Source organism: Mycolicibacterium novocastrense (assembly GCF_001499835.1).
In the GTDB taxonomy this organism is placed as follows: Bacteria; Actinomycetota; Actinomycetes; order Mycobacteriales; family Mycobacteriaceae; genus Mycobacterium; species Mycobacterium novocastrense.
This window is the reverse complement of sequence record NZ_LQIH01000023.1, coordinates 291872-307946: the sequence shown is the minus strand read 5'-3', so window position 1 is coordinate 307946 and position 16075 is coordinate 291872. Positions and strand designations below refer to the sequence as shown.

Genomic DNA, 16075 nt, shown 5'->3' with positions numbered 1-16075 from the left:
TCGACACCCGAGAACCGTCGGGCGCCCCGCCCAGTTTGCCGACCACAAAGCCCATACGGGCCGCTACCTCGTCGAGCACCTCGCGTGTCACCCCGGCCAGCAAGATCTTGGTGTCCTCTACGTAGGTGACCAGGCCGCCGCGTAACACCGCGCTCGCACCCGGCACGCCCGCCAGCGTTGCCGCCAGCAGGCCCGCCGTCAGTGATTCGGCGGTCGCGACGGTCTGCCCGCGCACGGTGAGGTCGGCGACCAGGGCGCGTGCGTCGTCACTGACCAGCGGGTCGTCCACGCGAATCCTTGATCGCCGTCACGACGTAGTCGACGCCCGTGACGACCGTCAGGATGACCGCCGCCCACATGACCACCCACGCGGCGGCCAGCCACGCACCGGACAGCGGCAGCACGAACAGCCCGATCGCCACCCCTTGTACGAGCGTCTTGAGCTTGCCGCCGCGGCTGGCAGGGATCACGCCGTGACGCAACACCGCGAACCGCAGCGCCGTGATGCCGATCTCCCGGGTGAGGATCACCACCGTGATCCACCACGGCAGGTCGCCCAGTAGCGAAAGCCCGATCAGCGCCGCGCCGATGAGCGCCTTGTCGGCGATGGGGTCGGCCAGCGTGCCGAACTCCGTCACCATGCCGTAGTTGCGCGCCAGCGCCCCGTCGAACCGGTCGGTGATCACGGCGACGGTGAACACCACGAATGCGGCTATCCGCCAGAATGTTTCATGCCCGTCGCCGACGAACAGCACCACCAGGAAAACCGGAACCAACGCCATCCGCACGCCCGTGAGCACATTCGCGATGTTCGCTATGCGGGCGCGCGGAACCAGCGGATCAGTATGGGGTTGGCCCGACACCGCAACAGAATATCGGTTGCTCGAACCGATACTCTCCACCTGTGAGCGCAGAAACCGGCGAGGTCGTCGTGCGGCGTGCGCGAACCTCGGATGTCCCCGCCATCAAGACCTTGGTCGACATCTACTCCGGCAAGATCCTGTTGGAGAAGAATCTGGTGACGCTCTATGAGGCCGTACAGGAGTTCTGGGTCGCCGAAATCGGCGGCGAACTGCTCGGCTGTGGCGCACTACACGTGTTGTGGTCCGACCTCGGCGAGGTGCGTACCGTCGCCGTGCATCCCAAGGTCAGGGGTCAGGGCGTCGGGCATGCGATCGTCGACAAACTGCTCGACGTCGCCCGCGAGTTGCGCCTCGAACGGATCTTCGTGCTCACCTTCGAAGTCGAGTTCTTCAGCAGGCACGGATTTCGGGAGATCGACGGCACACCCGTGACCGCCGAGGTCTACGAGGAGATGTGCCGCTCGTACGACACCGGTGTCGCCGAGTTCCTCGACCTGTCCTACGTCAAGCCGAACATCCTCGGTAACACCCGAATGCTGTTGACGCTGTAGCGATTTGTGAACGCCTTGTTGCGCTCAGCGCTCCTGACCGTGCACCCGTCACTCGTCGTCGTCGCTGCCGGTGTCCGAACCGCGGATCGAGGCCAGCGTCGCCGCCAGTTCGTCGGGTTTGACGAGCACCTCGCGAGCCTTGGAGCCCTCGCTGGGCCCGACGATGTTGCGGGTCTCCATCAAATCCATCAACCGGCCGGCCTTGGCGAATCCGACGCGCAGTTTGCGCTGCAACATCGACGTCGACCCGAACTGGCTCGACACCACCAGCTCGACCGCCTGCAGGAAGACGTCCATGTCGTCGCCGATGTCGGGGTCGACGTCGGTGCGTTCGCTGTTGGTCTTGGCGTTGGTGACGCCCTCGGTGTACTCCGGTTCGGCCTGCGACTTGGTCGCTTCCACGACGGCGTGGATCTCGTCGTCGGTGATGAACGCGCCCTGCAGCCGGATCGGCTTGTTGGCCCCCATCGGCAGGAACAGTCCGTCGCCCATGCCGATCAGCTTTTCGGCGCCCTGCTGGTCGAGGATGACGCGGCTGTCGGTCAACGACGACGTCGCGAACGCCAACCGTGACGGCACGTTCGTCTTGATCAGGCCGGTGACGACGTCCACCGATGGTCGCTGCGTGGCCAGCACCAGGTGAATGCCTGCGGCGCGGGCCTTCTGGGTGATGCGCACGATCGCATCCTCGACATCGCGCGGTGCGGTCATCATGAGGTCGGCCAACTCGTCGACGATCGCGACGATGTACGGGTAGGGCTTGTACTCGCGCTGGCTGCCCAGCGGTGTGGTGATCTCGCCGGAGCGCACCTTCTTGTTGAAGTCGTCGATGTGGCGCACGCGCGAGGCCTGCATGTCCTGATAGCGCTGCTCCATCTCCTCCACCAGCCACGCCAGTGCGGCGGCGGCCTTCTTCGGCTGGGTGATGATCGGCGTGATGAGGTGCGGAATACCCTCGTAGGGCGTTAGTTCCACCATCTTCGGGTCGATCAGGATCATCCTGACCTCTTCCGGCGTGGCGCGCACCAACAGTGACACCAGCATCGAGTTCACGAAGCTCGACTTGCCCGATCCGGTCGAGCCGGCGACCAGCAGATGCGGCATCTTGGCGAGGTTTGCCGAGATGTACTCGCCCTCAATGTCTTTACCCAGACCGATGACCAGCGGGTGGTGATCACCCCGGGTGGCCGGGTCGGTCAGCACATCGGCCAGACGCACCATTTCGCGGTCCACATTGGGGACCTCGATGCCGACCGCGGACTTGCCTGGGATCGGAGCCAGCATCCGCACGCTTTCGGTCGCCACCGCGTAGGCGATATTGCGTTGCAGCGCAGTGATCTTCTCGACCTTGACACCCGGTCCGAGTTCGACCTCGTAGCGGGTGACGGTCGGGCCGCGGGTACAGCCGGTGACCGATGCGTTGACCTTGAACTGGTCGAGCACCTCGGTGATCGCCTCGATCATCCGGTCGTTGCCCGCGCTGCGCCGTTTCGGTGGATCGCCGGCGATCAGCAGCTCGAGTGACGGCAGCGCATACGGTCCGTCGACCACACGGTCCAACGTCATCGTCGGCTGCTTGGCCTTCTTCTTGCGCGTCTTGGCGGTCGGTTCAGGGATTGTCGGCGCTTCGTCGGACAGCGGATAGTTCTCCATCGGAGTACCGGTCGGCCAGGCCTGCTCGGCGTCGTCGCCATAGGAGCCCGGATCGTCGTAGTAACCGTCGGAGAAATCGTCGGACTCGGAGATGACGGCGGTGTCCTCGTCGTCGTAATCGTCGTAGTCGTACTCGTCGTAGCCGCGGGCCGAGAACATGGCGCGCACGGTCGAGGGCACTTCGCGAATCGTCGTACCGGTCACCAGCAATACGCCGAACAACACGCCGATGAACAACAGCGGCGCGGCGATCCACGCCGTGAGCCCGTCGGAGAGCGGACCGCCTATTGCGAATCCGAAGAAGCCCGACGCATGTTGACGCGCCGCCGGGTCCTGCGGCGATCCGGCCCACAGATGCCACAACCCGAGTGCGGGCAGCGCGATCATCGACGAACCCAGGATCAGCCTGGGCCTCGCGTCCGGATCAGGTTCGGTGCGCATCAGGGTCACACCGACGGCGGCCAGCGCGATCGGGACAAGTACGACGGCGGCGCCGATCAACGTCCGCCAGAAGGTGTCGAGCCAGTCGCCCACCGGGCCGGCGGCGCCGAACCATGAACTCGCCGCGAGGATCACCGCCAAGCCGAGAAGGGCCAACGCGATGCCGTCGCGGCGATGGCCGGGTTCGAGATCGCGGGCCCGACCCACCGAACGCGCCGTGGTGCCCGCGCCCTTGGCCAACATCAGCCAACCGGCCCGCACGCCGCGACCCACCGAGGCACCCGCCGAGGAGATAGGTGACGACGTCCGGCGCGACGACGAGGCCCGGCGCGGTGCCGGCTTACGTCGTGGCGCTGCCCGGCCGCCCGATCGCCCAGCCGGCTTTGACCTGGTCGAACGACTTCCAGAGCGCGCGGCGGTCTTACTAGGCATGCCTGTAAGCCTAGTCGCTCCAGCCCCAGAATCACCATCTGCCACACGGGTAACAGATCCGTATCGATTGACGCGCTTTCGCGACTTATCGTGCGGAAATGACCGATATCGACAGGTCGGCGGGCTTGCCGACCACCACCAAAGTGCTCTGTGCCGCCTATGGCGCCATCGCGGTTGTCGCGCTGATCGCGACCTGGAGCCAGAACCTGGCCTACCTCGACCGCGGGGCCGGCTTCTTCCTCGCGTTCTGGGAGGACACCAAGGTCAACGCGGCGGCCCGGTCCATCACCGCGGACATCGCCCTGTTCCTGCTCGCCGCGGTGATCTTCATGGTCTACGAGGCCCGCAAACGCGGCATCAAGTTCGTCTGGGTCTACATCGTCGCCTCGTTCTTCATCGCGATCAGCGTGACGTTTCCCTTGTTCCTGCTGGCGCGCGAGTTGCGCATCCACCGCACCGAAGCCCCGCGCATCGGGGCCGGGGACACCGTCGGGCTCGTCCTTGTCGCGGTGCTCACCCTGGCCTTCACGATCTGGATCGACGTGGTCTGAGCGTCGCGGGTGTGGGTGAGTAGGCTGTGCACTCGTCCAGCAGCACTCACCGAGGAGTCACGCCGCAGATGCCTGTCGTTGTCGTCGCCACCATGACCGCCAAACCCGAATCCGTTGACACCGTGCGGAACGCCTGCAAGAAGGCCATCGAAGCGGTGCACCAGGAGCCCGGCTGCGAGCTCTACGCGCTGCACGAGGCGAACGGCACCTTCGTGTTCGTCGAGCAGTGGGCCGACGAGGATGCCTTGAAGACGCACAGCACCGCCCCGGCCATCGGTGAGCTGTTCGGTGCGGTGGGCGAGCACCTCGACGGCGCGCCGGACATCAAGATGTTGCAGCCGGTCGTCGCGGGAGATCCGAGCAAAGGCGCGCTGCGGTCCTGATGGCTCCGCTCGCAGGCAAAGTCGCGTTCATCACGGGCGCGGCGCGGGGTCAGGGCCGCGCGGAGGCGGTGAAGTTGGCCTCCGACGGCGCCGACATCATCGCCGTCGACCTGTGCGACCAGATCGCGTCGGTGCCCTATCCGTTGGCGACGGCTGATGATCTGGCCGCGACTGTGAAGCTCGTCGAGGACGCCGGCGCGCGAATAGTGGCACACCAAGCCGATGTTCGCGACCAAGATGCGTTGGCCTCAGCGCTGCAGGCCGGCGTCGACGAATTCGGCCGCCTCGACATCGTGGTGGCCAACGCCGGAATCGCGCCGATGCAGTCGGGCGCCGACGGGTGGCGCGACGTGATCGACGTGAACCTGACCGGCGTACATCACACCGTGGAGGTGGCCAAGGGCGCAATGATCGCTCACGGCGAGGGCGGGTCGATCGTGCTCACCAGTTCGGTCGTTGGCCTGGTCGGAATGGGCAGCGACGATCCCGGCGCGATCGGCTACGTCGCCGCCAAACACGGCATCGTCGGGTTGATGCGGCTCTACGCCAACCTGCTTGCACCGCACAGCATCCGGGTCAACTCGGTACATCCCGCCGGCGTGGACACCCCGATGATCAATAACGAAGCGACACGGGAGTGGCTGGGCAGCATCGCGGAGAAGTCACCGCAGGACATGGGCAACGCACTTCCCGTCCAGGTGCTGCAACCCGAAGACATCGCGAACGCGGTGGCGTGGTTGGTCTCTGACGCCGCGCGCTACGTCACCGGGGTGGCGCTGCCCGTCGACGCCGGGTCGGTCAACAAGCGCTGAGCTTCCAGCGGTCGCAGCCGCCCTCTACCTGTCGGTGATGCCTCTCTTACTGCCCAGCTACGAGCGAATTATTCGTCGGTAGCGAATAATTCGCTCATAGGCGGGCAGCCGCACAGTTGGTCCCTGCGGATGCTGGAGGGGCTGAGTCAGATCTCGATGACCGTCGGCACGATCATCGGCTGGCGGCGGTAGACCTCCCCCACCCATTTGCCGACGGCGCGCCGCGACGCCTGCGCGATGCGGTTGATGTCGGTGACCCGTTCGGCCACAAGCGCTTCGAGTGCCTCTTCGACCTTGCGGGTGGCGGGCTCGAGGGCCTTCGGGTCCTCGGAGAAGCCACGCGAGTGCAGGTGTGGCGCAGCCGCCGGCTTACCGGTGCCACGCTGGACGACGACCGTGATGCCGATGAACCCGGAAGAGAGCGTGAGCCGCTGACCGACCACGGCATCCCCGACGTCTCCGGTGACCAGCCCGTCGACGAACATCTTCCCCGTCGGCACCGCGCCCGCGATCGACGCCCGACCGGCCACCAGGTCGACGCTCACGCCGTTTTCGGCCAGAACGATGTTCTCCTCGGGTACCCCCGTGCGGGCGGCCAGACCGGCGTTGGCCCGCAACATCCGCCAGGTGCCGTGCACGGGCATCACGTTGCGAGGCCGCACACCGTTGTAGAGGAACAACAGCTCACCGGCGTAGGCGTGCCCGGTAACATGCACGCGCACTTGCGCGTTGGTGACGACACGCGCGCCGATCTTCGCCAGCGCGTCCAGCACCCCGAAAATCGCTTCCTCGTTCCCGGGTATCTGCGACGACGACATGATGATGAGATCACCTGCGGTCAACGTGATGCTGCGGTGCTCACCGCGCGACATTCGCGACAGCGCCGCCATCGGCTCGCCCTGCGTTCCGGTGGTGACGAGCACGACGCGCTCAGGTGCCATCATCTCCGCGGCGCCGATGTCGATGATGTCGTCATCGTTTTCCAGCGTGAGATATCCGAGTTCCTTGGCGATGCCCATGTTGCGGACCATCGACCGGCCGACGAACGCCACCTTGCGACCGAGCGCCACCGACGCGTCGATGATCTGCTGTACGCGACCGACGTTGGAGGCGAAGCAGGCCACGATGACGCGGCCCTGGGCGCTGCGGATCAGTCGGTGCATGTTCGGACCGATCTCGCTTTCCGACGGCCCCACACCGGGAATCTCGGCGTTGGTCGAATCACACAGGAACAGGTCCACCCCGGCATCGCCGAGCCGCGACATACCGGGCAGGTCGGTGGGTTTCCCGTCGGGCGGAGACTGGTCGAGCTTGATGTCACCGGTGTGCAGCACAGTGCCGGCGCCGGTGTGGATCGCGATGGCCAGGCATCCCGGAATCGAGTGGTTGACCGCAAAGTATTCGCATTCGAACACGCCGTGTCGCGAGCTCTGGCCCTCGTCGACTTCGACGAAGACCGGTTTGATCCGGTGCTCACGGCACTTCTCGGCCACCAGTGCGAGCGTGAACTTCGAGCCGACGACCGGGATGTCGCGGCGCAGCTTGAGCAGGAACGGGATCGCGCCGATGTGGTCCTCGTGCGCGTGGGTGAGCACCAGCGCCTCGACCTCGTCGAGCCGATTCTCGATGAGGCGCAGGTCGGGCAGGATCAGGTCGACGCCGGGCTCGTCGTGCGTGGGGAACAAGACTCCACAGTCGACGATCAGCAGTCGGCCCAGATGCTCGAAAACGGTCATGTTGCGGCCGATTTCGCTGATCCCGCCGAGCGCAGTGACCCGAAGTCCGCCTGGGGCCAGCGGCCCCGGTGGGTTGAGTTCTTCGTTCACTACCGCAGCACCGCGGCCGCGCGCATATCTGCGGCCAACGCGTCGAGTTGTGCGGGCGTGGCGGGCACTTGCGGCAGCCTCGGGTCACCGGCCTCGAAACCCTGCAGCCGCAGACCGGCCTTCGACAGCGTCACCCCGCCGAGTTGGGCCTGCGCGTCGACGAGCGGGCCCAGCGTGGCGTTGATCTTGCGGGCCGTCGCGATATCGCCGGATTGGAAGGCCGACAACATTTCTCGCAACTGGCTGGCCGCCAGGTGGCCCCACACACTGACGAACCCGACGGCTCCCATGGCCAGCCAGGGCAGGTTGAGCGCGTCGTCCCCGGAGTAGTACGCCAGCCCCGTCTCGGCGATGATCTGCCCGCCGCCGTGCAGATCGCCCTTGGCGTCCTTCACGGCGACGATGTTGGGGTGCTCGGCAAGGATGCGCAGCGTCTCCCACTGGATCGGCACCACCGACCTCGGCGGAATGTCGTAGAGCACCACCGGAAGAGGCGTCGAGTCGGCCACCGCGGTGAAGTGCGCCAGCAGCCCGGCCTGGGGCGGGCGCGAGTAGTACGGCGTCACCACCAGCAGTCCATGTGCGCCCTCGGCCGCGCACGCCCTCGCCAGGTGCACGCTGTGCGCCGTGTCGTAGGTGCCCGCACCGGCGATGATGCGCGCCCGATCGCCCACGGCGTCGAGCACCGCACGCAGCAGCGCGATCTTCTCGGCATCGGTCGTCGTCGGCGACTCACCGGTGGTCCCGGACAGCACGAGGCCGTCGCAGCCGGAGTCGACGAGTCGGGTCGCCAACCGGGCGGCGGTGCCGGTGTCGAGCGTGCCGTCCGGCTTGAACGGAGTCACCATCGCGGTCAGCACGGTGCCCAACCGGGCCCTCACATCGATTCCGCTGGTGCTCACGCGGCTCAGATTACTCGTTGATGGTCACGCTTCCGTGGCCAGTGGGGATGTGGCGACCTCCGTGCCGTCGGACAGCGTGGAGATCTCGAAGTCGCTGAACACCTGGGGTGCGACGTGGGCCAGTTGGCGAAGGCACTCGATGGCCAGCCGACGAATCTCGACGTCGGCGTGCTCGCTGGCCCGCATCGCGATGAAATGCCGCCAGGCGCGGTAGTTGCCGGTCACGACGATGCGGGTTTCGGTGGCGTTGGGCAGCACCGCACGCGCGGCCTGTCGCGCCTGCTTACCTCGCAGAACACCGAGTTTCTCCCCGGGCTCGTCGCCTCGGAATTTGGCCTCCAGGCGTTCGAGCAGCTCGGTGTAGGCAGCGCGGCTGGCGTCGGCGGCGGCGGTGAACAGCTCGATCAACTCGGGATCGTCCGCGATGCCGGGCGGCACCACCACCTGCGCGTCGTGTTCGGGAACGTACCGCTGCGAGAGCTGGGAGTAGGAGAAGTGGCGGTGACGGATCAGCTCGTGTGTGCATGAGCGTGAGATACCGGTGATGTAGAAGGAGACCGACGCGTGCTCGAGCACCGAGAAATGCCCGACGTCGATGATGTGGCGGATGTAGGCGGCGTTGGTGGCGGTGCGCGGATTCGGCTTCGACCAGCTCTGATAGCACGCGCGGCCGGCGAATTCGACGAGCGCGGGCCCGCCGTCGGCATCGGTTTCCCACGGCACATCCGGCGGGGTGGTGAACTCCGTTTTGGCGATCAATTGGACGCGCAGCGGCGAGGTCTCGGCCACGGCTCACCCTAACGCGGACCGTCGGTGATGCCGGTGAGCGCGTGGGCCGCGCCGAGCCGGCCGCCGGGTGTGCGCCGGCTGTGCGGTTTCATCCGCGACTCGCCGGTCGCGGCGGATCAGATCGCACATTCGGCGGCGAACCGAGCGAAGAATCCAGGTTTCGACCCCGTGCGCGACGGGAACAAATCCGTTCTCAATCGGTGTTACCCAGACGCCGATCTAGAGAGGGAGTGGGACCAATGGCCACCGATTACGACGCACCCCGTGTGAAGGAAGCCGACGAAACGGTCGATGAGTCACTCGAGGCGATCGCCGCCCGGCGCGGCCAGGCTGACGTCGCAGTTCTCGACGTCGACGACGGTGACGGGGTCGACCCGATCATCCTGCCCGACGTGGACTTGTCCGGCGAGGAGCTGACGGTCCGGGTGATCCCGAAGCAGGCCGACGAGTTCACCTGCTCGAGCTGCTTCCTGGTACAGCACCACAGCCGGCTGGCGCTGCAGTCCGGCGATCGCACGATCTGCGCCGACTGCGTCTAGGCGCCCTTCTTGGCCGACTGTGGGGTTGTGTCACGCGATATTGCGCGCCGCGTGCATCAATCCAACACTCGGCGCAAGTCGTCGACCAAGTCGCCGTTTGCGCCGACCGTGACGTCGGCCAAGCCGAGCCACGCCGCCATGGTCCGCAGTTCGTCGGCCAACGCCGGGGCGACTCGCGACCGCTCCGCGCCCTCTTCCGCGAACGCGCCAACAACATGCAGCGCGTCGCCGGCCCGATCAGCCTTCAAGTCCACCCGACCAACCAGTTCACCGTCGAGCAGAAACGGCCACACGTAATACCCGTACTGGCGCTTCGGCGCCGGTGTATAGATCTCGATCCGGTACTTGAATCCGCCGAACAGGCGCTCGACGCGTGGCCGAAAGAAGATCAGCGGATCGAACGGGCACAGCAGCGCCGTTCCGCGGTCGCGGCGCGGAATGGTCTGTCCCGCGCGCAGATACGCCGGCCCCTTCCAGCCGTCGACCTGAACCGGTTCCAGCTCGCCGTCCGCGACCAACTTCGCGATGGCCGGTTTCACCTGCGCCGGCGACAACCGGAAGTAGTCCCGGATGTCCTGTTCGGTTCCCACACCCAGCGCGCCCGAGGCCCTCAGCACCAGCTCCCTCACGGCGTCGGCCTCGTCGACCTCGCGTGCGAGCACCTCCGGCGGGAGCACCCGCTCGGACAGGTCGTAGTGCCGCGCGAACCCGACCCGCGTCGCGGTCGTCAGCACTCCCGACGCGAACAACGCCTCGGTCACCCACTTCGTGTCGCTGCGGTCCCACCACGGACCCTTGCGGCCCCGCTGCTCCGCGCCCAGATGCGCTTCTATCTGCCCCGCAGTCGACGGGCCCAGTTCGGTGACCGCGCGGACCACCTCGTCGGCCAGCTTGGCGTTCTTCTTGACGATCTCCTTGCCCCACCGGCCGTGCGTGTACTCACGCATCCGCCACCGCAGCAGCGGCCAGTCGTCGACCGCCATCAGCGCCGCCTCGTGCGCCCAATATTCGACCAGCATCCGCGGTGATCGCGCCGAATGGCTCCACGCCGCTCTGTCGAGCACGTCGCGGTCGTAGGGCCCGAGCCGGCTGAACACCGGCGCGTAGTGGGCGCGCACCGACACCGACACCGAATCCAGCTGCAGCACCTGGATCCGCGAGATCAGCCTCCGCAGGTGCGCGCGGGTGACCGGGCCCCGCGGGCGCGGTTCGGCCAGACCCTGCGCGGCGACGGCGACACGGCGCGCCTGGTCGGCCGTGAGTTTCCTCGGCACCCCGCCATGGTGCCCGACACCACCGACATCCCCGTCCGCCAGCGCGCAGTTACGTATGCAATCCGCGTGAAAGCCGTACCCAGCTGAGCGGGTTTTCGGCGAAAACTGTCAGCGCCGCCGGTAGCTGTAGAACCGGTAGCGCAGACCCGATGTGCTGGTCAGCCAGTCCCCCGCCGCGCCGATCCAGGACTCGTCGAGCACCGGGGCCATCACGTCGGCATCCTGACGCGGCAGGTCGATCTCGATCTCGGTCACCTCGCAGCGCGTGGCGATCGGCAGGGCCGCCGTGTAGATCTGCGCGCCGCCGATCACCCAGACCGGATCGTCGGTCAGCGCGTCGTCCAGCGATGCGACCACTTCTGCTCCCTCGGCCGCATAGTCGGGCCGGTGGGTGAGCACCACGTTGCGACGCCCGGGCAGTGGACGGACCTTGGCGGGCAGCGACTCCCACGTCAACCGGCCCATCACCACGGTGTGACCCATCGTCAGTTCCTTGAACCGGGCCTGATCCTCGGGCAGGCGCCACGGGATACCGCCGCCGCGGCCGATGACACCCGAGCTGGACTGGGCCCAGATGAGCCCGACGTCAGACCGCAACCGGGGCCTTGATCGCCGGGTGCGGATCGTAATTGAGGATGGCGACGTCTTCGTAGGTGTAGTCGAAGATCGAATCCCGCGGCGCGAGAACGAGTTCCGGGTAAGGGCGGGGATCGCGGCTGAGCTGCAACCGCACCTGCTCGACGTGATTGTCGTAGATGTGGCAGTCCCCGCCCGTCCAGATGAACTCGCCGACCGCCAGCCCGGCCTGCGCCGCCATCATGTGGGTCAGCAGCGCGTAGCTGGCGATGTTGAACGGCACCCCGAGAAACAGGTCGGCGCTGCGCTGATACAGCTGGCACGACAGTTTGCCGTCGGCGACGTAGAACTGGAAGAACGCGTGGCACGGCGGCAGCGCCATCTGCGGAATCTCCCCGACGTTCCATGCCGAGACGATGTTGCGGCGCGAGTCGGGATCGGACTTCAACAGCTCCAGCGCTGCGCTGATCTGGTCGATGTGCTCACCCGACGGTGTCGGCCAGGAACGCCACTGTACGCCGTATACAGGGCCGAGATCCCCTGTCGGGGAGGCCCATTCGTCCCAGATGGTGACGCCGCGCTCCTGCAGCCAGCGGACATTCGAGTCGCCGCGCAAGAACCACAGCAGCTCGTAGACGATCGACTTGGTGTGCACCTTCTTGGTGGTGATCAGCGGAAAACCGGCCGCGAGGTCATAGCGCATCTGGTGGCCGAACACGCTGCGGGTTCCGGTGCCGGTGCGGTCGGACTTCGGCGTCCCGCGCTCCATCACCAGCCGCAGGAGGTCCTCATACGGCGCGCTCACGGATCCAGCGATCGGCACGCCGGTCAGCTTACTTCCAGACCCGCCGAGTAGAACGGAGGCCATGCCGAGTATCTCCGCGACCGTCACCACTCCCGACGGCACCTGCCCTGTCACCCTGCACACCCCGAACGGCCCCGGACCGTGGACCGGTGTCGTCATGTACGTCGACGCCGGCGGCGTCCGCGACACCTTCCAGGAAATGGCCGCGCGGCTGGCCGGCTTCGGCCACGCCGTGCTGCTCCCCGATGTGTACTACCGCCACGGCGACTGGGAACCGTTCGACATGCGGACCGCGTTCACCGACGCGAAGCAGCGCAGTCGCCTGTTCTCGATGATCTCCTCCATCACCCCCGACATGATGGCCTCCGACGCCGCGGCGTTCTTCGACTTCCTGCAGTCCCGGCCCGAGGTCAAAGGTGACGCATTCGGCGTCTGCGGCTACTGCATGGGCGGGCGCACCTCGGTGATCGTCGCCGGCCGGGTGCCCGATCGGGTCGCCGCGGCGGGATCGTTCCACGCCGGTGGGCTGGTCACCGACGAACCCACCAGCCCGCACCTGCTCGCCGACCGGATGAAGGCCACCGTCTACGTCGCCGGCGCCGAGAAGGACCAGAGCTTCACGACCGCGCACGCCGAGACCCTCGACAAGGCTCTGACCGCGGCGAACGTCGCCCACACGGTGGAGTTCTATCCCGCCGGCCACGGCTTCGCGGTGCCCGACAACGCCCCGTACGACGAAGAGGCCGCCCAGCGGCACTGGATTGCTCTGCAGGAGCTCTTCGAATCCGCTCTGCCCGATTGAGGTGCATTTGACCGGGTCCGGACACACCCTGCCGGGGCGATACGCGACGATGATCCGATGGACGTTTCGGATCACGGCGCTCACGCGGACCATGAGGACGTCGGCTCGCGTATCGACCCGGTGCTGGCCCGCAGCTGGCTGCTGGTGAACGGCGCACAGTACGACCGGTTCGCGCCTGCCGTGCGGTCCCGAGCCGACATCGTCGTCCTGGACATCGAGGACGCGGTCGCGCCGAAGGACAAGACCGCGGCCCGCGAAAACGTCGTCCGCTGGCTGACCGAGGGCAACACCGACTGGGTCCGCGTCAACGGGTTCGGCACGCCGTGGTGGGCCGACGACCTCGCGGCGCTGGCGAAGACGTCGGTCGGTGGGGTCATGCTCGCGATGGTCGAATCCGTCGACCACGTCACCGAAACCGCCAACCGGCTACCGGGTGTGCCGATCGTCGCGCTGGTCGAAACCGCCCGGGGGCTCGAGCGCATCACCGCCATCGCCGCCGCGAAGGGCACGTTCCGGCTGGCCTTCGGCATCGGCGACTTCCGGCGCGACACCGGCTTCGGCGAGAGTCCGACCACCCTCGCCTACGCGCGGTCGCGGTTCACCATCGCGGCCAAGGCCGCCCACCTGCCGAGCGCGATCGACGGTCCCACGGTCGGTTCGAGTGCGCTCAAGCTCAGCGAGGCCACGGCGGTGTCCGTCGAGTTCGGCATGACGGGCAAGATCTGCCTGACACCCGAGCAGTGCACCACCGTCAACGAGGGGCTCTCCCCGTCGCCCGAGGAAATCGCCTGGGCCAAAGAGTTTTTCGTCGAGTTCGACCGCGACGGCGGTGAGATCCGCAACGGGTCCGATCTACCCCGTATCGCGAGAGCGAACAAGATCCTCGATCTGGCCCGCGCGTACGGCATCGAGGTGTCGGAGTTCGACGACGTCGACGATCCGGCGCACATCCCGGCTCCGTCGGACACCTACCACTACTGAGGACGACGTCTGCGCAGCAACATCTGCAGCGACCGCAGCAGACCGCGTGCAGCGTAGATCCCGGCGACGATCGTCGCGAGGATCATCACGATGAACATCAGCAGCCAGTTCGTCCGGTCGTGGTCGACGTTCCACCAGACGATGGTGAACAGGATCGCGCAGATGAACACCACGATGTCGCGCCAGTTGCCGCGGTACGACATCGCCGCCAGCCGCAGGTCGCGGCTGCGCTCGGCGGCGCTGATCATGTCTTCGATGCGATGGTCGATGCTGGCTTTCAGCCGCGCCTTGAGTTCGGGCTGGTCGTCGGGTATGCGCTCGAGCAGGTCCATGTCCTTGGTGATCATTCCGCGGAAGTCAGGTCCGCGGAGGTTGCCCGCGGCGATTCCGAGCAGCGCGCCGCCGGCGAGTGGCGCTGCGCCCAGGGCGAGTTCGGCGATTCCCGGCATGGCTAATCCTCCATCAACGTGGCGGCCAACGGTCGTGATGGTTACCTTATGGGCGCTCGATCTTGCAGCGCGGTGATCATCCGTTGTATCGCCTCGCGCGTCGCCTGCAGCGTCGAAGGCTCCAATGCGTCGGCAAGTCGATTGTTGACGACGAGCGCGCGTTCGGTGATTCCCCGCAGAACACGATGGCCTTCGGCGGTTGGCGCCAAGAGAGGCGATGTGCGGTGGTCGGGGTTGGGTCTGAATTCGCCGAGGCCGGCAGCGACCAGATCGTTGGCAACCCTTTGCACCCCCTGACGTGTGACCCCGAGGCGGCGAGCGGCTTGCGGCACGGTCAGCGGTAGTTCAGAGACCGCGCTGAGCAACTGCCATCGCGCCTGCGTCTGCCCCTCGCCGGCCGCGATGGCTTCACCTGAGCGCCGCAAGAGTCCGGCGAGTTCGTATACGTCTGCGATCAGCAGTGCCATCTCATCCGCGCTGTTATCCATTTGACAATATGTTGTCATTATGGTTCATAATTGTCAATCAGCTCGAGTTGTGACTGGAATCGGAGGAACATGAGCGCAGCAATAGCGAATCTTCAAGCGGCACAGCGTGATGCCGTTGCGCGTCGTCCACCGGTCCAGGGCTTCCCGCATCTGGCGGAGACATTGCGGCGCGCCGGCGTGCGAATCAATACGTGGTGGCTTCCTGCGATGCACAGCCTGTACGAGACGGATCTCGGTCCAGTCTGTGTCCAGGACGTGCCACTGGTCGACGGCATGTCCGAGGTGCCGTCGTTCGACCGCGAGGCGCTCGTCGCCGCACTACGTGCCGATCAGGCAGGTGAGACGACCTTCCGGGAGTTTGCCGCAGCAGCGTGGCGAGCCGGTGTGCTCCGCTATGTCGTCGACCTCGAGAACCGCATCTGCACCTACTTTGGCCTACACGACCAGATGTACGTCGAACACTATGCAGCAGTGAGGATTTGCGACAATCCAGGAGTCTCTGAAGCTTGACAGCTATTCCATCAGCTGAGCAGCGACTGTTGCGCCGAGGTTCCAGCAGGCTTCGACGTCGGCCTTGGTCGGCTTACCCATGACAAGAACCGTCTCCGCAGCCTGCACCCAGCCAAGCCCAGTAGTGATGGCCATAAGACCCCGCTCGGCTCCCTCGGTGCCCTCGTTGCCGTGAATGTAGGCCCCGAACGACCGTCCTTGGGTGGTGTCGAGCAGTTGGTAGTACGACTGGTCGAAGGCGTGCTTGAGGGCACCGCTGAGATATCCGAGGTTGGCGGGCGTGCCCAGCAGATAGCCGTCAGCCTCCAACATCTCGACCGGAGACACCGTGAGCGCTGGTCGGCGCACCACTTCCACGCCTTCGATCTCCGGATCGGTTGCGCCTGCCACGACCGCCTCGAGCATCTCTTGGCAGTGTGGCGACGGAGTGTGATGGATGATCAACAAC

Annotated in this window: 21 protein-coding genes; 9 read left to right on the top strand and 12 right to left on the bottom strand. The window is 66.4% G+C overall.

The window, feature by feature from the left end; genetic code table 11:
- Together AU072_RS17900 and pgsA are read right to left on the bottom strand one after the other, a co-directional pair.
- The coding region (locus AU072_RS17900) for a CinA family protein (protein ID WP_174524484.1) at positions 1-289 on the bottom strand (289 nt) is incomplete at its 3' end.
- Positions 267-863 (bottom strand): CDP-diacylglycerol--glycerol-3-phosphate 3-phosphatidyltransferase, encoded by a 597-nt coding sequence (gene pgsA, locus AU072_RS17895; protein WP_064415046.1) that lies wholly within the window; start codon positions 861-863, stop codon positions 267-269. The genes pgsA and AU072_RS17900, both read right to left, overlap by 23 nt.
- Positions 864-904: 41 nt before the next feature.
- Here pgsA and AU072_RS17890 point away from each other — a divergent pair, with 41 nt between their 5' ends.
- On the top strand, positions 905-1414 hold the full coding sequence (locus AU072_RS17890) for an amino-acid N-acetyltransferase (protein ID WP_235629777.1): 510 nt from the start codon (positions 905-907) through the stop codon (positions 1412-1414).
- A 48-nt stretch (positions 1415-1462) separates the two neighbouring features.
- On the opposite strand, the gene AU072_RS17885 is transcribed toward AU072_RS17890, so the two are convergent.
- A complete protein-coding gene (locus tag AU072_RS17885; RefSeq protein ID WP_235629785.1) occupies positions 1463-3751 on the bottom strand; it encodes an FtsK/SpoIIIE family DNA translocase in 2289 nt (762 codons plus the stop codon).
- A gap of 53 nt (positions 3752-3804) precedes the next feature.
- Between AU072_RS17885 and AU072_RS28800 the strand changes: the two genes are divergently transcribed.
- From AU072_RS28800 to AU072_RS17870, 4 genes are all read left to right on the top strand, one after another.
- Positions 3805-3936 carry a hypothetical protein gene (locus AU072_RS28800; RefSeq protein WP_268874539.1) on the top strand — a complete coding sequence of 44 codons (132 nt, stop codon included), beginning with the start codon at positions 3805-3807 and terminating at the stop codon, positions 3934-3936.
- A 102-nt stretch (positions 3937-4038) separates the two neighbouring features.
- On the top strand, positions 4039-4491 hold the full coding sequence (locus tag AU072_RS17880; RefSeq protein WP_064415009.1) for a DUF2834 domain-containing protein: 453 nt from the start codon (positions 4039-4041) through the stop codon (positions 4489-4491).
- Between the two features lie 68 nt (positions 4492-4559).
- Positions 4560-4874, top strand: coding sequence for a putative quinol monooxygenase (locus tag AU072_RS17875; RefSeq protein ID WP_064415008.1), 315 nt, complete (start codon positions 4560-4562; stop codon positions 4872-4874).
- The gene (locus AU072_RS17870; protein WP_064415007.1) at positions 4874-5686 is read left to right on the top strand and encodes a mycofactocin-coupled SDR family oxidoreductase; all 813 of its coding nucleotides are present in this window, start codon (positions 4874-4876) and stop codon (positions 5684-5686) included. The genes AU072_RS17875 and AU072_RS17870 overlap by 1 nt, the downstream gene beginning before the upstream one ends.
- A 146-nt stretch (positions 5687-5832) precedes the next feature.
- Here the strand turns inward: AU072_RS17870 and AU072_RS17865 are convergent, their stop codons facing one another.
- The 3 genes from AU072_RS17865 to thyX all read right to left on the bottom strand — a co-directional run bounded on the left by AU072_RS17865 (position 5833) and on the right by thyX (position 9203).
- Positions 5833-7512, bottom strand: a complete 1680-nt coding sequence (locus AU072_RS17865) for a ribonuclease J (RefSeq protein ID WP_064415006.1) — start codon at positions 7510-7512, stop codon at positions 5833-5835.
- Positions 7512-8360 (bottom strand): 4-hydroxy-tetrahydrodipicolinate synthase, encoded by an 849-nt coding sequence (gene dapA, locus AU072_RS17860; protein WP_235629784.1) that lies wholly within the window; start codon positions 8358-8360, stop codon positions 7512-7514. The genes AU072_RS17865 and dapA overlap by 1 nt, the downstream gene beginning before the upstream one ends.
- 78 nt (positions 8361-8438) lie before the next feature.
- Positions 8439-9203: an FAD-dependent thymidylate synthase gene (gene thyX / locus AU072_RS17855; protein ID WP_064415004.1), complete on the bottom strand. Its 765-nt coding sequence runs from the start codon at positions 9201-9203 to the stop codon at positions 8439-8441.
- Between the two features lie 239 nt (positions 9204-9442).
- Here thyX and AU072_RS17850 point away from each other — a divergent pair, with 239 nt between their 5' ends.
- The gene (locus tag AU072_RS17850; protein ID WP_064415003.1) at positions 9443-9742 is read left to right on the top strand and encodes a DUF4193 domain-containing protein; all 300 of its coding nucleotides are present in this window, start codon (positions 9443-9445) and stop codon (positions 9740-9742) included.
- A gap of 56 nt (positions 9743-9798) precedes the next feature.
- Here the strand turns inward: AU072_RS17850 and AU072_RS17845 are convergent, their stop codons facing one another.
- The 3 genes from AU072_RS17845 to AU072_RS17835 all read right to left on the bottom strand — a co-directional run bounded on the left by AU072_RS17845 (position 9799) and on the right by AU072_RS17835 (position 12361).
- Positions 9799-11016, bottom strand: a complete 1218-nt coding sequence (locus AU072_RS17845; RefSeq protein ID WP_064415002.1) for a winged helix-turn-helix domain-containing protein — start codon at positions 11014-11016, stop codon at positions 9799-9801.
- A 108-nt stretch (positions 11017-11124) separates the two neighbouring features.
- Positions 11125-11613 (bottom strand): dihydrofolate reductase, encoded by a 489-nt coding sequence (locus AU072_RS17840; protein WP_064415001.1) that lies wholly within the window; start codon positions 11611-11613, stop codon positions 11125-11127.
- Positions 11603-12361, bottom strand: a complete 759-nt coding sequence (locus AU072_RS17835) for a thymidylate synthase (protein ID WP_064415043.1) — start codon at positions 12359-12361, stop codon at positions 11603-11605. The genes AU072_RS17840 and AU072_RS17835 overlap by 11 nt, the downstream gene beginning before the upstream one ends.
- 97 nt (positions 12362-12458) lie before the next feature.
- Between AU072_RS17835 and AU072_RS17830 the strand changes: the two genes are divergently transcribed.
- Complete coding sequence (locus AU072_RS17830; protein ID WP_064415000.1) at positions 12459-13199, top strand: dienelactone hydrolase family protein; 741 nt, start codon at positions 12459-12461, stop codon at positions 13197-13199.
- Positions 13200-13256: 57 nt separating this feature from the next.
- Positions 13257-14180 carry an HpcH/HpaI aldolase/citrate lyase family protein gene (locus AU072_RS17825; protein ID WP_064414999.1) on the top strand — a complete coding sequence of 308 codons (924 nt, stop codon included), beginning with the start codon at positions 13257-13259 and terminating at the stop codon, positions 14178-14180.
- On the opposite strand, the gene AU072_RS17820 is transcribed toward AU072_RS17825, so the two are convergent.
- Positions 14174-14629: a hypothetical protein gene (locus AU072_RS17820; RefSeq protein WP_064414998.1), complete on the bottom strand. Its 456-nt coding sequence runs from the start codon at positions 14627-14629 to the stop codon at positions 14174-14176. The genes AU072_RS17825 and AU072_RS17820 overlap by 7 nt on opposite strands.
- A gap of 41 nt (positions 14630-14670) precedes the next feature.
- Positions 14671-15117, bottom strand: a complete 447-nt coding sequence (locus tag AU072_RS17815) for a MarR family winged helix-turn-helix transcriptional regulator (RefSeq protein WP_064414997.1) — start codon at positions 15115-15117, stop codon at positions 14671-14673.
- A gap of 69 nt (positions 15118-15186) precedes the next feature.
- Here AU072_RS17815 and AU072_RS17810 point away from each other — a divergent pair, with 69 nt between their 5' ends.
- Positions 15187-15627, top strand: coding sequence for a DUF1398 domain-containing protein (locus AU072_RS17810; protein ID WP_064414996.1), 441 nt, complete (start codon positions 15187-15189; stop codon positions 15625-15627).
- A 3-nt stretch (positions 15628-15630) separates the two neighbouring features.
- Here AU072_RS17810 and AU072_RS17805 read toward each other — a convergent pair whose 3' ends face one another.
- Complete coding sequence (locus AU072_RS17805; RefSeq protein ID WP_110765863.1) at positions 15631-16032, bottom strand: flavodoxin family protein; 402 nt, start codon at positions 16030-16032, stop codon at positions 15631-15633.
- Positions 16033-16075 lie beyond the last annotated feature (43 nt).